This is a genomic window from Pseudomonas sp. B16120, from assembly GCF_044218845.1.
GTDB lineage: Bacteria > Pseudomonadota > Gammaproteobacteria > Pseudomonadales > Pseudomonadaceae > Aquipseudomonas > Aquipseudomonas paracarnis.
The window spans coordinates 4278837-4291314 of the sequence record NZ_CP162588.1; the positions used below are offsets into that span (position 1 = coordinate 4278837).

Consider the following 12478-nt stretch of genomic DNA (forward strand, 5'->3'; position numbering starts at 1 on the left):
CAGTTGAATCAAGTCAACCGTAATAACTTAAGGCGGCCAGTATACGCAGGCTAACCGACTAGTTCATCCTCGAAACCTTACCGGTAGACGTTGGTCCAACCGGCACCTCTCCAATGATGGCGCTATGATGCTGCGAGTTCTGCTGTTCACCCTCACCCTGTTCACCGCCGTGGCCCAGGCCGCCTCCCCTGTCGTCTTGCAACGCCCGATCAGCCTGGACACCGGCAGCGGCCAACTCTTTGGCTCGCTGCTCTTGCCGCAATCGGATAAACCGGTGCCGGTGGTGCTGATCATCGCCGGCTCCGGCCCCACCGACCGCAACGGCAACAGCGCCGACGGCGCGCGCAACGACAGCCTCAAGCGCCTGGCCTGGGTACTGGCCCGGCATAAGATCGCCAGCGTGCGCTACGACAAGCGCGGCGTGGCTGCAAGCCTGGCGGCCACGCCGGATGAGCGCAACCTGACCCTGGCGGCGTATGTGGCCGACGCCGTGGCCTGGGGCAAGTTACTCAAGGCCGACAAGCGCATGGGCCCGCTGATTGTGCTGGGCCACAGCGAGGGCGCGCTGGTCGCCGCCCTCGCCGCGCCGCAACTTGAACCGGCCGGGGTCATTTCCTTGTCTGGCAGCGCCCGCCCGGTGGACCAGGTGATCCGTCAGCAACTGGCCGATCACTTGCCCCCTGCCCTGCTGCTGCGCAGCAATGAAATACTCGATCACCTCAAGGCCGGCCAGGTGGACGCCGACGTGCCGCGCCCATTGGAGGGCATTTTCCGACCCAGCGTGCAGCCGTATCTGATCAGCCTGTTCCGCGCCGATCCGTCGGCCGCCTTTGCGCGCTTGGACATGCCGGCGCTGATTATCCAAGGCACCAACGATATCCAGGTTGGCGTAGGTGATGCCCGGCAACTGAAGCAGGCCAAGCCCGACGCGCAGTTGACGGTGATCGAAGGCATGAACCACGTGATGCGCATCGTGCCCAATAACGTGAAGCAGCAACTGGCCTCCTACAACGACCCGAAACTGCCGCTGGCTGCGGAGCTGGGCCAACGTATCGTCAGCTTTATCGAAGGACTTCAACCCCGTTAAGCGGCAATTGGCCTCCAGTCCTGGGAAAAACGGCCGATAAGTCCAGAGTCGACAGTAAAAAGACTGTCGGCTCGCAGGGCTTGGACAGGATCGCGCCGCATGACAACCACCGAAACAACACCCGAATCGACCGCCGAGACCCCGGCCGCAACCGAAGCTGGCGCCGCAGCGGCCCTGCCGTGGGCCGACGTTCACGCCGAACATTTCAAGATGCTGCGCCTGGCCCCGCTGGCCACCGACCGCGCGACCGGCGCACGGCCGTTGCGCTTTGTGCAGTTCGGCTATGCCGAGCGCCATGATAAACACCACAGCCTGTTGCGCATGGTCATCCAGTTACCGGGCCAGCGAGTACGGCGCGAGCAGAACCACCTGGATATCTGGGTCGATCACGATAAACACCGCGTGCACTTCGGGCCCGGCAACAGTCTGGAAATCGAGCCGGCCAACCGCGGTATCGGGCGTTTCCTGGTGGCTCAAGGCGCCGCCTGGGCGAAGAAGAAGTGGTCCCACTACCGCGTCGACGGCGTGGACCTGGCCAACAAGGACGCCATCAACGAAGCCACGCGCCTGCGCCGCGATCATTTCCTGCGTATCCAGGGTTTCGATGTGGCCTACGCCGATGTGCAGCACCTCAAAGGCAATGTGCAGCCCGGCAAGGTCAGCGAGGTGCTGGACAGCTGGAACACCGAGAAAGTGCAGTTCGTGGAGATCCTTGAAGCCGCACAGATGCTGCAACAGGCCGAGCAGAACCTGGCGGAGCAGGAAGTGAAGCTGCGCAAGGAAGAGGAGAAAGTCACCAAGTTCAAGCGTGAGGACAGCGGGCTGCGCTTTACCATCACTTGTCTGGTGGCGTTTACGGTGTTCCAGGCGGGGTTGTTGATCTGGATTGCCACGCACCGCTGATAGATTGAAATGCAATCAAAATGGGGGAGCTGGCTTGCCTGCGATAGCGATGTATCAGTAGCACAAGTGCAAGCTGACCCACCGCTATCGCAGGCAAGCCAGCTCCCACATTGACCGAGTTTCTGCAGTTATATCCGGGCAGCGAAAACGGCCTGGTGTTGGCGGCACTGCTCAGCCGTCAACATAAACACCCCATGCCCACCGCGCTTGAAGTCCAGCCAGGCGAAGTCCACTTCCGGGTACAGCGCCTCGACATGCACCTGGCTGTTGCCCACTTCGACAATCAGCAAGCCCTTCTCGGTCAGGTGGTCCGCCGCTTCGGCCAGCATCCGGCGTACCAGGTTCAGGCCGTCTTCACCGCAGGCCAGGCCCAGTTCCGGTTCGTGCTGGTATTCATCGGGCATGTCGGCGAAATCTTCGGCATCCACGTAGGGCGGGTTCGACACGATGAGGTCGAAACGCTGGCCGGGTAACCCGTCAAAACCATCGCCCTGCACGGTGTAGACGCGCTCGTCGACGCCATGGCGCTCGATGTTCTGGTTCGCCACTTCCAGGGCTTCGAAGGACAAGTCTCCCAGCACCACTTCGGCCTCGGGGAACTCATAGGCACAGGCGATGCCGATGCAACCGGAGCCGGTGCACAGGTCGAGGATGCGTGCCGGCGGCTGGGCCAGCCAGGGTTCGAAGCGGTCTTCAATCAGCTCGCCTATGGGTGAACGCGGGATCAATACGCGCTCATCGACGATAAACGACATGCCGCAAAACCAGGCTTCGTTCAACAGGTAGGCCGTCGGCACTCGCTCATGGATACGGCGATGCAGCAAGCGCTGCACGTGGGAGATTTCCTCTTCTTCCAGGTTGCAATCCAAATAGCTGTCGGCGATTTCCCACGGCAGGTGCAAGGCGCCCAGCACCAATTGTCGGGCTTCGTCCCAGGCATTGTCGGTGCCATGGCCAAAAAACAGCTCTTCCCCATGGAAACGGCTGACAGCCCAACGGATATGGTCGCGCAAGGTGCGCAGGCGGGAAGTGATCACGGGGGCAAGCTCCTGGAAAAAACGACTGGCGATTCTAACAGCCTTCACCTGTACCGACGATGTACGAAAAACCTGGCGCCGTACGTCGGATTTCATCCAATTTGCCCGCATTGTGTTAAACAGGCCTGCCTCTTGACATGGCTGCACGCCAGCAACGGCGTACCTTACGATAGTAGCGATTCACAGAAGCGCTCAGCCAGTGGACAATGTCGCAAAAGCCCCACTCACAGGAGCCCCAGAATGTCCGTTCCAAAGACGATGTTTCAACTCAGCGGTCGCGGTTACGCAGCAGCCAACCTCAATCATGCGACCCTGGTGATCATCGACGCCCAGAAAGAATACCTCAGCGGCCCGCTCGCCCTCTCGGGCATGGACGCGGCGGTAGAGAACATCAAGCAGCTTGTGACCGCAGCGCGCAGCGCCGGGCGCCCGATTGTGCATGTGCGCCACCTGGGCACCGTGGGCGGCCTGTTTGACCCCCAGGGCGAGCGCGGCGAATTCATTCCGGGCCTTGAGCCTGAGGGTGACGAAACCATCATCGGCAAACTGCTGCCTAGCGCCTTCCATGGCACCGGTCTGGAAAAGCACCTGCAAGACCTCGGCTCCCTGGACCTGATCGTCTGCGGTTTCATGAGCCACTCCAGCGTCAGCACCACCGTGCGCGCGGCCAAGAACCTGGGCTTTCGCTGCACCCTGGTGGAAGACGCCTGCGCCACCCGCGACCTGCCCTACAAGGGCGGTATCCTGAGCGCCGAGCATGTGCAGCAAACCGAAATGGCCATCATGGCAGACAACTTCGCCACCCTGGCGCTGGCCAAAGACTTGATCTGATCCTGCTGGCGGTGAGCGGCGTGTTTATTGCTCCGCTCATCCGCAAAGCCCTTTCATTTGGCGCATTTACCTCTCCCCCCGGAACAACCTGTGTATCTTCCGGTCGAAGGGCCGATACCCTGGAGGAAAGGTCGGAATGAAGATATCCGATGGTTTTGATGCTCGTCGCTTGCGCCCCAAGGGCCCGAGCAATTGGCGTCTGCGCCTGGTAGCGTGCATGGCCGCGTTGCTGGCGATAGTAGGCTTGTTGTTGGCGGGCGCTGGTGGCGCCGGCCTGTTTGGGCATTCGCCCGCCCTGGGCGAACTGAATGCCAGCCCGGGCGGCTCGGCACTTCTGCTGGGGATCGGCTTGCTGGTGCTGTGGTTGGGCGTGTGGCTATGGCGTCGCAGCCGTCGGAAAATGCGCCAGCCGCTGTCGTTGAATATCGCCTCTCACCTGATGAGAAAGCACGACTGATGGCGCTTGGATAGCGTTTCCTGCGCCCTGGCCGCCGCGATTTAGGTAAACTGCCCGCCCTTCGCGGAGGCTGACATGCAAGACGACGATTTTTCCCTGTTCAAAAACGAGCTGCGCGGCGTCAAGCCGATCAAGCACGACCGCGCCGACACCGGCAAACCCAAGACTGACCGGGCGCAGATCGCCAAGCTGCGCCAGGCCGCGACCGTGCGCACCGATGCCACCACCGTGGATGGCCTGTCTGACCAGTTCGTGATCGACGTCGGCCCCGAAGATGAACTGATGTGGGCCCGCGACGGCGTGCAGGAAAGCCAGATGCGCAAGCTCAAGGCTGGCCAGATCCCGTTCGAAGGCAGCCTCGACCTGCACGGCATGACCGTGGAAAAAGCCCGGGAAACCCTCTGGGCCTTCCTGGCCGAAGCGACCAAATTCGAAATCCGCTGCGTGCGCGTCACCCACGGCAAGGCGGTGCGGTTGGACGGGAAGCGGCCGATGATCAAAAGCCACGTCAATACCTGGCTGCGCCAGCATGCCCAGGTGCTCGGCTTTACCTCCTGCCAGGCTCGTCACGGCGGCGCCGGCGCGGTGTATGTGATGCTCAAGCGCACCATGATGGAAGGGCGCGACGAGTAACAAGTGCCATCGTCAGGCTTGCAGCGATGTGTCCGCCACCGTAACCTTGCGCTTTGCGAAAATCCCACAGGTAGTTTCATGTCCCTGGAACAGAATTACACCGCGATCCTCGGCCAACTCGGCGAGGACGTGTCCCGCGAGGGCCTGCTCGACACGCCAAAGCGTGCCGCCAAGGCAATGCAGTACCTCTGCCGCGGTTATGAACAGACACTCGAAGAAGTCACCAACGGTGCCTTGTTCAGCTCTGACAACAGCGAAATGGTGCTGGTCAAGGACATCGAGCTGTACTCGTTGTGCGAGCATCATCTGCTGCCGTTTATCGGCAAGGCCCACGTGGCCTATATCCCGAGCGGCAAAGTGCTGGGCCTGTCGAAGGTCGCGCGTATTGTCGACATGTATGCGCGCCGCCTGCAGATCCAGGAAAACCTCAGCCGCCAGATCGCCGACGCCGTGTTGGAAGTCACAGGCGCCCTGGGCGTGGCCGTGGTGATCGAGGCCAAGCACATGTGCATGATGATGCGCGGTGTCGAGAAACAGAATTCGTCGATGATCACCTCGGTGATGCTGGGTGAGTTCCGCGAGAACGCGGCCACCCGCAGCGAATTTCTCAGCCTGATCAAGTAACCGGCCAGGCAGGAAAAAACCGGCGTTCATCGCCGGTTTTTTTTCGCCTGCAGAAATCAGGTAAGCTGCGCCCCCTCAGTCATGGGCAAGAGGTTTCAGCCATGTTCGTCAAAGCACTTCGAGTGGGCCTCGGCCACGTCATCATCGCGGGCGACTTTCTTACCCGCCCACGTAAAAAACAACGCCCGGCGGAGCAACAGGCCAAGGTCAATGCTGCAGCCAAGGACCTGACCCTGTATCAGTTCCACGCCTGCCCGTTCTGCGTGAAGACCCGTCGCACCCTGCACCGTCTGAATGTGCCGGTGGCGCTCAAGGACGCGAAGAACAACGAGCAGGACCGTCAGACCCTGCTGGAGCAAGGCGGCAAGATCAAAGTGCCGTGCCTGCGCATCGAAGAGAACGGCCAGACCACCTGGATGTATGACTCCAAGGTCATCATTGACTACCTGGACAAGCGCTTCGCTGCGCTCTGAAGCCCACTGCGGTCAATGTGGGGCTTGCCTGCGATGCGGGCACCGCGGTGCAGCAGATGTACCGAGGTGATGCAATCGCAGGCAAGCCAGCTCCCACATTTGCTCTGCTGTGTTCTTAATTCGGTATTGTCAGGTCGAGATTCAACAGTGCCGAACCCAGGCACTTGCCGTGGGCGTCCAGGGCCAGCGACCGGGTTACGCCGCCGCGCAGGATTCCCGGCAGGACGAAGTTCAGCGCCTGCACGTTCGGCAACTCATGACGCTGAACCGGTGCCGCATCGGGATCGCGTAAATCGGCAAAGAACTCGGCCACGCGCTCAGCCGTCAGTTGTTCACACAGCAACGGATAATCCTCGGCGCGATAGGCAATGATCGAGATGTTCGACGTGTCGCCCTTATCCCCGGTGCGGGAATGGGCCAGCCTGTGCAGTTTCATTCTTCAATCCTCGGTTTGACCGCTTCACGGGGCAACAGCAACGACGCCACCGCCACCACCTGACGCACGCTCTTGCTCGCCCCACCGCCGCCGGCCGGGCCGTTGGTGTAGAGGGTCTCCACTTCATTGCCGATCCGCACGGCGTCGCTGCGCTCGTCACACCGGGCAGCGACCCGCAGGCGCACTTCCCAAGGCTCGACGCTGCTGCGCAGGCCGTGCAATGAATCCATGCCGATCAACTCGGCGCGCAGGTCCTGCATGTTGACGCCGATCAACGCCAGACGTTTGAGCACCACTTCTCGCGCCAACTCAGCCCGTGCGACAGCACCGGGACCGCCGTAAGACATCTGCCCTTCACCGATCCAACCGTCCAGGTAACCGACGCTGACCTTCAGTTGATCAGGCCGGGCACGCCCACTGGCACCTTGGGCACGCACCCGGTCCACGCCCTCCTCGACAAACCCGACCTGAGAAAAGTCGGCCGTCACATCCGGGGTCAAGTAGGCTGCCGGGTCGTGAACTTCATAAATCAGTTGTTCGGCGCAGGTCGCGCGGCTGACCCGCCCACCGGAGCCTGCCACCTTGGTGATCACTGCATTGCCGTCGGCGTCGACCTCGGCCAGGGGAAAGCCCAGGCGCGCCAGATCCTCCACATCCTTGAAGCCTGGATCAGCGAAATAACCGCCACTGACCTGCCCCGCGCACTCGAGCAAATGCCCCACCAACGTGCCCCGGCCCAGTCGCGGCCAATCATCGAAGGCCCAGCCGAACTCGAACATCTGCGGCGCCAGGAATAGCGAAGGGTCGGCCACGCGTCCGGTGATCACCACATCGGCGTCGGCGTGCAACGCGTTAAGAATGCCCTCCACACCCAAGTAGGCATTCGCGGAAATCAGCCGCTCGCCCAATGCGCCTAAGGTCTGGCCGTTATCCAGCAACTGCTCGGCAGACAAGGTATGCAGCACGTCATCCCCGACCACCGCCACGACCTTGAGACCCAGGCCCAGCTCGCCGGCAATGCGCCGCACTTCCCCGGCCGCCGCCAACGGGTTTGCCGCCCCCATGTTGGTGATCACGCGCAGGCGACGACGCCCCGCCCCCTGCCCTACAAAGGGCAAGACACGGCGCATGCGCTCAGCGAGCAGCGGGTCATAACCGCCCTGCGGGTCGCTGATGCGCGCCTGTTGCGCCAGGGCGATGGTGCGTTCGGCCAGGCATTCGAAGACCAGGTAATCCAGGTCGCCGTGTTCGGCCAGTTCCACCGCAGGTTCTATACGGTCGCCGGAGTAGCCGGCGCCGGAGCCGATGCGCAAGGTGTTCATCTCAAATCACTCCCAGGAGCAACGCCGTCAGGGTCATCAACACCGAGGCGGCAAACAGGAAAGGAATGGTGAAGCGCTGGTGATCGGCCAACTCGATCTTGCACAGGCCCACCAGCAGGAAGGTCGCAGGCGTCAGCGGGCTGACCGGGAAGCCGGTGGTGTGCACGCCCAGCAGCGAAGCCTGGGCCACCTGAAGCGGGTCGACGCCCAGGGCCTTGCCGACTTCGGCGATCACCGGCATCACGCCGAAATAGTAGGAATCGGGGTCAAACAACATGCTCAGGGGCATGGACAAGAAGCCCACGACGGCCGGGATCAACTTGCCGTGGCCCGCCGGGATCTGCGCCACCGCCACTTCGGCGATGGCCTTGAGCATGCCGGTGCCTTGCATGATGCCGGTAAATACCCCGGCGGCGAGCAGGATACTGGCCATGGTCAGGGCGGTTTTCGCATGGGCGTCGATGCGCGCACGCTGGGCGTCCACGTTGGGATAGTTGATGCACAACGCAACCACGGTGCCGAGCATGAACATCACCACCGGGTCGACCCAGCCGGCGATCATCACCACCATCACCAGCACGGTCAGCATCAGGTTGACCCAGAACAACCGTGGACGACGCAGCGTGATGTCGTCATCGCTGAGCACTCGTTGCGGCACCGCCTCCACGCTGGAACCCGCGCCCAGGCCGAGGCGCTTTTCTTCGCGATGGCCCAGCCACCAGGCGCAGGCGAAGACAAAGATCAGCCCGACGATCTGAACCGGGATCAATGGTTGGAACAGGTCGGCCACCGGCACATGCAAGGCCGCCGACGAACGCAGCACCGGGCCGGTCCAGGGCAGGAAGTTGACCCCGGCGGCCATCGCACATACGCAGGCGAGGATGCGTTTATCAATGCCGAGGCGCGTATACAGCGGCAGCATCGCCGGCACCGTCACCAAGAAAGTCACAGCGCCAGAGCCGTCCAGGTGTACCAGCAACGCCAGGGTCGCAGTACCCACCACAATTCGTGTAGGACGCGTCCCGACCGTGCGCAGGATGCGATCAATGATGGGATCGAGCATGCCCGCGTCGGTCATGATCCCGAAAAACAGGATCGCGAACACAAACATGCCCACCACAGGGGCGACGTTCTTGATACCGGTAATGATGAAGGCGCTGGTTTGCAGGCCAAATCCACCGATCAGCGCGGCAATGATCGGCAAGGCGATCAAGGCCACCAGCGGCGAGAGACGTTTGCTCATGACGGCAGCGAGCAGGCACAGGATGGTGATGACACCCAGGGTTGCGAGCATGGGTTACTCCAGGGCGGCCTGGTTGGCCGGTTATTGTTTTCCCTGGAGTATTGGAATCGCGCTAGGCTTTGTAAATTGCAATATTCAGCCACCAGCGTTCGGAAAAACAAAATGAAGCGACGCGCATGAAAAACAGCATCCAGCACATTCAAGCTTTCCTTGCGGTTGCCCGCACAGGCAGCTTCACCAAGGCGGCCAACGAACTGCATCTGTCGCCGTCGGCCCTCACCGTGCAGGTGCAACAACTGGAAGACTGGCTCGGCGTCGCCCTGCTCGACCGCAGCCCGCGCCACGTGAGCATTACCGCTGCGGGCCAGGAGGCGCGCGGGCCCATGGAAAAACTGCTGCTGGACCTGGACAACATCGTCACCGGCTCCCGCGACCTCGCCGCCTTGCGCCGCGGCGTGGTGACCATTGCCGCCCTGCCCTCAGTCTGCGCAGGCGCTCTGCCCCCGGCCTTGCGCCTGTTTCGCCAACGCTTCGCCGGCATCGAAGTGCGCCTGCATGACCTAGTGGCCCAGCGCATTCATGCAAAGGTTCGCAACGGCGAAGTGGATTTCGGCATCGGCGTGCGCGCCCGCCTGAGCCACGGGCTGGACTTCGTGCCGGTGCTCAATGATCGGCTGTGCGCATTTGTGCCATCGGGCCATGCGCTCGCCCGCCATCGCCAACTGACTCTGGAACAATTGGCGGACCAGCCGATCATCCTGACCGGCCGCGACAGCAGTGTGCGCGAGCAAGTGGACACGCTGTTCGATGAGACACGGCTGACGCTGAACGCCGGCATGGAGGCCAACTACATGTCGACCGTATTGGCCTTGGTGCGCCAGGGCCTGGGCATCAGTGTGTTGCCGGAGTCAGCGGCGGATAGCCTGGAAGGTTTGAAGCGGATCAGCATCGATCATCCCGGGGTGAATCGAGAGATCGGGTTGATCAGCCGTAGCGGGATGGGCTTGAGCCCGGCGGCGCAGCGCTGCTTTGAACTGCTCAACAAAGCACTGCCTGACACGCCGCCGCGCTAAATGTGGGAGCTGGCTTGCATGCGATGCAGACACCTCGGTTTAGCCGGGGCGCCAGGGTGACGCTCTCGCAGGCAAGCCAGCTCCCACATTGGACCGAGGGAGTCAGTCGAGCATCGCCACGTACTTGGGATGACTGGCCACGCGCTGCAACCACGCCTGCACCGCCGGATACGGCGCCAGGTCAAAGCCGCCTTCATGGGCCACATGGGTGTAGGCATACAACGCAATATCGGCAATGGAAAACTGCTCGCCCACTAAATAAGGCGTGGCTTGAAGCTGACGCTCCATCACTCTCAAGGCCTTGTAACCGCCTTTGTGGGTGGTCTTGTATTCTTCCAGCCGATCCTCGGGCATGTTCAGGTAGAACTGAATAAACCGCGCCACCGCAATGTAAGGCTCATGGCTGTACTGCTCGAAAAACTGCCACTGCAATACCTGGGTACGCAGGCGCGGTTCGGTCGGCAGGAATTCGCTGCCATCGGCGAGGAAGTTGAGAATCGCGTTGGACTCCCACAGGCAGGTGCCGTCTTCAAGCTCCAATACCGGGACCTTGCCATTGGGGTTCTTGGCCAGGAACTCAGGGGTCTGGGTATCGCCCTTGAGGATATCGATATCGATCCATTCATACGGGATGCCCAACAGATTGAGCATCAATTTGACCTTGTAGCAATTGCCCGACTTGTAATCGCCATAAACCTTGTACATGGGGCTCCCCTTTTCGCCGCGCTGACCGAATGCTTGCGCCCACAAGGTGCGGGTATCGAAGGCTTGTTTCAAGGCGTTGCGCAGAATAAATCCCTTGGCCTGCGCCTTTCATCCCTTTTCGCCGAGACAATCGAAAACATTATTTGCTTTATTTGTATACAAAAGCATAATTCGCTTCGTGCGAGTTCCTGACCTTTTGGTCAACAAACCCGCCGGTACCTCAAAGCGCTGTTGCCCACTCATGTGACCGGCGCTGGACATAACAATAAAACGATTGAGGAGTACTCGCTGTGGATAGCCGCAAAACCGAAGCCCCTACGTTGGACCTGGCCGCGCCCCGAGGCGGTTGGCTGGAACGCCTGTTCAAACTGCGCTTGCATGGCACCACAGTGAAGACCGAGCTGATCGCCGGCCTCACCACCTTTATCACCATGGCCTACATCATCTTCGTCAACCCCAACATCATGGCCGATGCCGGTATCGATCACGGCGCGGCTTTCGTCGCCACCTGCATCGCCGCGGCGCTGGGTTGCCTGCTGATGGGCCTGTACGCCAACTGGCCAGTGGGCCTGGCACCGGGCATGGGCTTGAACGCGTTTTTCACCTACACCGTGGTCGGCACCATGGGTTACACCTGGGAAACCGCCCTCGGCGCGGTGTTTATTTCCGGCGTGCTGTTCATGATCCTGACGCTGTCGCGCATCCGCGAATGGCTGCTCAACAGTATTCCGGTCAGCCTGCGCCATGCCATGGGCGCCGGCGTGGGTTTGTTCCTGGGGGTGATCGGCCTGAAAACCGCCGGCATCATTGTCGACAGCCCGGCTACGCTGATCAAGCTCGGCTCCCTGCATGAGCCCGCGCCGTTGCTGGCGGCGGTGTGCTTCCTGCTGATTGCTATCCTCAGTTATCACCGCGTATTCGGCGCAATTCTCATCAGCATCATCGCCGTGACCCTGGCCGGCTGGGGCCTGGGCCTGGTGCACTACAACGGCATTCTCGCCACCCCACCGAGCCTGGCACCGACCTGGATGGCCATGGACGTGATGGGTGTGTTCAATGTGAGCATGATCAGCGTGGTATTTGCCTTTCTTTTTGTACACATGTTCGACACTGCCGGTACACTGATGGGCGTTGCCCAACGCGCCGGGCTAGTCAAGGCAGACGGCAAGATCGACAACCTGTCTCGCGCCTTGAAGGCTGACAGTGCGTCCAGCGTGTTCGGCGCCATGGTCGGTGTACCGCCGGTGACCAGCTATGTAGAAAGTGCCGCCGGTGTGGCTGCTGGCGGCCGTACGGGTTTGACCGCGGTGACCGTGGGCATATTGTTCGTGGCGGCGATGTTTTTTGCGCCGCTGGCCGGCATGATTCCCGCCTACGCCACCGCGGGCGCGTTGATTTACGTTGCGATGCTGATGATGGCGAGCATGGCCCATATCAACTGGGATGAAGCCACCGACAGCATTCCGGCGATCGTCACCGCGATCATGATGCCGCTGACGTTTTCGGTCGCCGACGGAATCGCCCTGGGTTTTATCACTTACGTGGCGTTGAAAGCCGGCACCGGCAAGTACCGCGAGATTTCCATCAGCCTTTGGGTGCTGTGCGCGATCTTTATCGCCAAGTTCATCTTTCTGTAGTTCAGGAAGGGCTGAAA

14 protein-coding genes are annotated in these 12478 nt (G+C 61.4%); 9 read left to right on the forward strand and 5 right to left on the reverse strand.

The genetic code is table 11. From position 1 onward, the window contains the following. The first annotated feature begins 124 nt into the window (after positions 1-124). Positions 125-1087: an alpha/beta hydrolase gene (locus AB4P90_RS19980; RefSeq protein WP_038450997.1), complete on the forward strand. Its 963-nt coding sequence runs from the start codon at positions 125-127 to the stop codon at positions 1085-1087. Between the two features lie 99 nt (positions 1088-1186). After that, on the forward strand, positions 1187-1990 hold the full coding sequence (locus tag AB4P90_RS19985) for a hypothetical protein (protein ID WP_395605326.1): 804 nt from the start codon (positions 1187-1189) through the stop codon (positions 1988-1990). Positions 1991-2118: 128 nt separating this feature from the next. On the opposite strand, the gene prmB is transcribed toward AB4P90_RS19985, so the two are convergent. Further along, entirely contained in the window at positions 2119-3027 is a 909-nt protein-coding gene (prmB, locus tag AB4P90_RS19990) for a 50S ribosomal protein L3 N(5)-glutamine methyltransferase (RefSeq protein WP_014719279.1), read from the reverse strand. 240 nt (positions 3028-3267) lie between these two features. On the opposite strand from prmB, the gene AB4P90_RS19995 reads away from it, so the two are divergent. The 5 genes from AB4P90_RS19995 (at position 3268) to AB4P90_RS20015 (ending at position 6045) form a co-directional block, all read left to right on the forward strand. Next, on the forward strand, positions 3268-3858 hold the full coding sequence (locus AB4P90_RS19995) for a cysteine hydrolase family protein (RefSeq protein ID WP_014719280.1): 591 nt from the start codon (positions 3268-3270) through the stop codon (positions 3856-3858). Positions 3859-3994: 136 nt separating this feature from the next. Continuing rightward, on the forward strand, positions 3995-4315 hold the full coding sequence (locus AB4P90_RS20000; RefSeq protein ID WP_395605327.1) for a hypothetical protein: 321 nt from the start codon (positions 3995-3997) through the stop codon (positions 4313-4315). Positions 4316-4390: 75 nt separating this feature from the next. Beyond that, positions 4391-4948 carry a Smr/MutS family protein gene (locus AB4P90_RS20005; RefSeq protein WP_003192796.1) on the forward strand — a complete coding sequence of 186 codons (558 nt, stop codon included), beginning with the start codon at positions 4391-4393 and terminating at the stop codon, positions 4946-4948. 78 nt (positions 4949-5026) lie between these two features. After that, positions 5027-5572: a GTP cyclohydrolase I FolE gene (gene folE / locus AB4P90_RS20010; protein WP_014719282.1), complete on the forward strand. Its 546-nt coding sequence runs from the start codon at positions 5027-5029 to the stop codon at positions 5570-5572. Positions 5573-5673: 101 nt separating this feature from the next. Beyond that, positions 5674-6045, forward strand: a complete 372-nt coding sequence (locus AB4P90_RS20015; RefSeq protein WP_014719283.1) for a glutathione S-transferase N-terminal domain-containing protein — start codon at positions 5674-5676, stop codon at positions 6043-6045. A 115-nt stretch (positions 6046-6160) separates the two neighbouring features. Here AB4P90_RS20015 and AB4P90_RS20020 read toward each other — a convergent pair whose 3' ends face one another. From AB4P90_RS20020 to AB4P90_RS20030, 3 genes are read right to left on the reverse strand one after another with little or no spacing between them, the layout of a single operon-like run. Further along, entirely contained in the window at positions 6161-6481 is a 321-nt protein-coding gene (locus tag AB4P90_RS20020) for a hypothetical protein (protein ID WP_014719284.1), read from the reverse strand. Next, on the reverse strand, positions 6478-7803 hold the full coding sequence (locus AB4P90_RS20025; RefSeq protein ID WP_395605328.1) for an acyclic terpene utilization AtuA family protein: 1326 nt from the start codon (positions 7801-7803) through the stop codon (positions 6478-6480). The genes AB4P90_RS20020 and AB4P90_RS20025 overlap by 4 nt, the downstream gene beginning before the upstream one ends. Position 7804: 1 nt before the next feature. Further along, complete coding sequence (locus AB4P90_RS20030; RefSeq protein WP_003192804.1) at positions 7805-9097, reverse strand: CitMHS family transporter; 1293 nt, start codon at positions 9095-9097, stop codon at positions 7805-7807. Positions 9098-9222: 125 nt separating this feature from the next. Between AB4P90_RS20030 and AB4P90_RS20035 the strand changes: the two genes are divergently transcribed. Then, a complete protein-coding gene (locus AB4P90_RS20035; protein WP_014719286.1) occupies positions 9223-10119 on the forward strand; it encodes a LysR family transcriptional regulator in 897 nt (298 codons plus the stop codon). A gap of 102 nt (positions 10120-10221) precedes the next feature. On the opposite strand, the gene AB4P90_RS20040 is transcribed toward AB4P90_RS20035, so the two are convergent. Further along, entirely contained in the window at positions 10222-10824 is a 603-nt protein-coding gene (locus AB4P90_RS20040) for a glutathione S-transferase family protein (protein ID WP_014719287.1), read from the reverse strand. Positions 10825-11114: 290 nt separating this feature from the next. On the opposite strand from AB4P90_RS20040, the gene AB4P90_RS20045 reads away from it, so the two are divergent. Then, positions 11115-12461, forward strand: coding sequence for an NCS2 family permease (locus tag AB4P90_RS20045; RefSeq protein ID WP_102667007.1), 1347 nt, complete (start codon positions 11115-11117; stop codon positions 12459-12461). The last annotated feature ends 17 nt before the right edge of the window (positions 12462-12478 follow it).

What these genes read in the sequence shown, in the direction of transcription:
- AB4P90_RS20030 (WP_003192804.1), bottom strand. Translation starts at nt 9,097, where the DNA reads ATGCTCGCAACCCTGGGTGTCATCACCATCCTGTGCCTGCTCGCTGCC.
- AB4P90_RS20005 (WP_003192796.1), top strand. Translation starts at nt 4,391, where the DNA reads ATGCAAGACGACGATTTTTCCCTGTTCAAAAACGAGCTGCGCGGCGTC.
- AB4P90_RS20020 (WP_014719284.1), bottom strand. Translation starts at nt 6,481, where the DNA reads ATGAAACTGCACAGGCTGGCCCATTCCCGCACCGGGGATAAGGGCGAC.
- AB4P90_RS19995 (WP_014719280.1), top strand. Translation starts at nt 3,268, where the DNA reads ATGTCCGTTCCAAAGACGATGTTTCAACTCAGCGGTCGCGGTTACGCA.
- AB4P90_RS19980 (WP_038450997.1), top strand. Translation starts at nt 125, where the DNA reads ATGATGCTGCGAGTTCTGCTGTTCACCCTCACCCTGTTCACCGCCGTG.
- AB4P90_RS19985 (WP_395605326.1), top strand. Translation starts at nt 1,187, where the DNA reads ATGACAACCACCGAAACAACACCCGAATCGACCGCCGAGACCCCGGCC.
- AB4P90_RS20025 (WP_395605328.1), bottom strand. Translation starts at nt 7,803, where the DNA reads ATGAACACCTTGCGCATCGGCTCCGGCGCCGGCTACTCCGGCGACCGT.
- folE (WP_014719282.1), top strand. Translation starts at nt 5,027, where the DNA reads ATGTCCCTGGAACAGAATTACACCGCGATCCTCGGCCAACTCGGCGAG.
- AB4P90_RS20000 (WP_395605327.1), top strand. Translation starts at nt 3,995, where the DNA reads ATGAAGATATCCGATGGTTTTGATGCTCGTCGCTTGCGCCCCAAGGGC.
- AB4P90_RS20015 (WP_014719283.1), top strand. Translation starts at nt 5,674, where the DNA reads ATGTTCGTCAAAGCACTTCGAGTGGGCCTCGGCCACGTCATCATCGCG.
- AB4P90_RS20035 (WP_014719286.1), top strand. Translation starts at nt 9,223, where the DNA reads ATGAAAAACAGCATCCAGCACATTCAAGCTTTCCTTGCGGTTGCCCGC.
- AB4P90_RS20040 (WP_014719287.1), bottom strand. Translation starts at nt 10,824, where the DNA reads ATGTACAAGGTTTATGGCGATTACAAGTCGGGCAATTGCTACAAGGTC.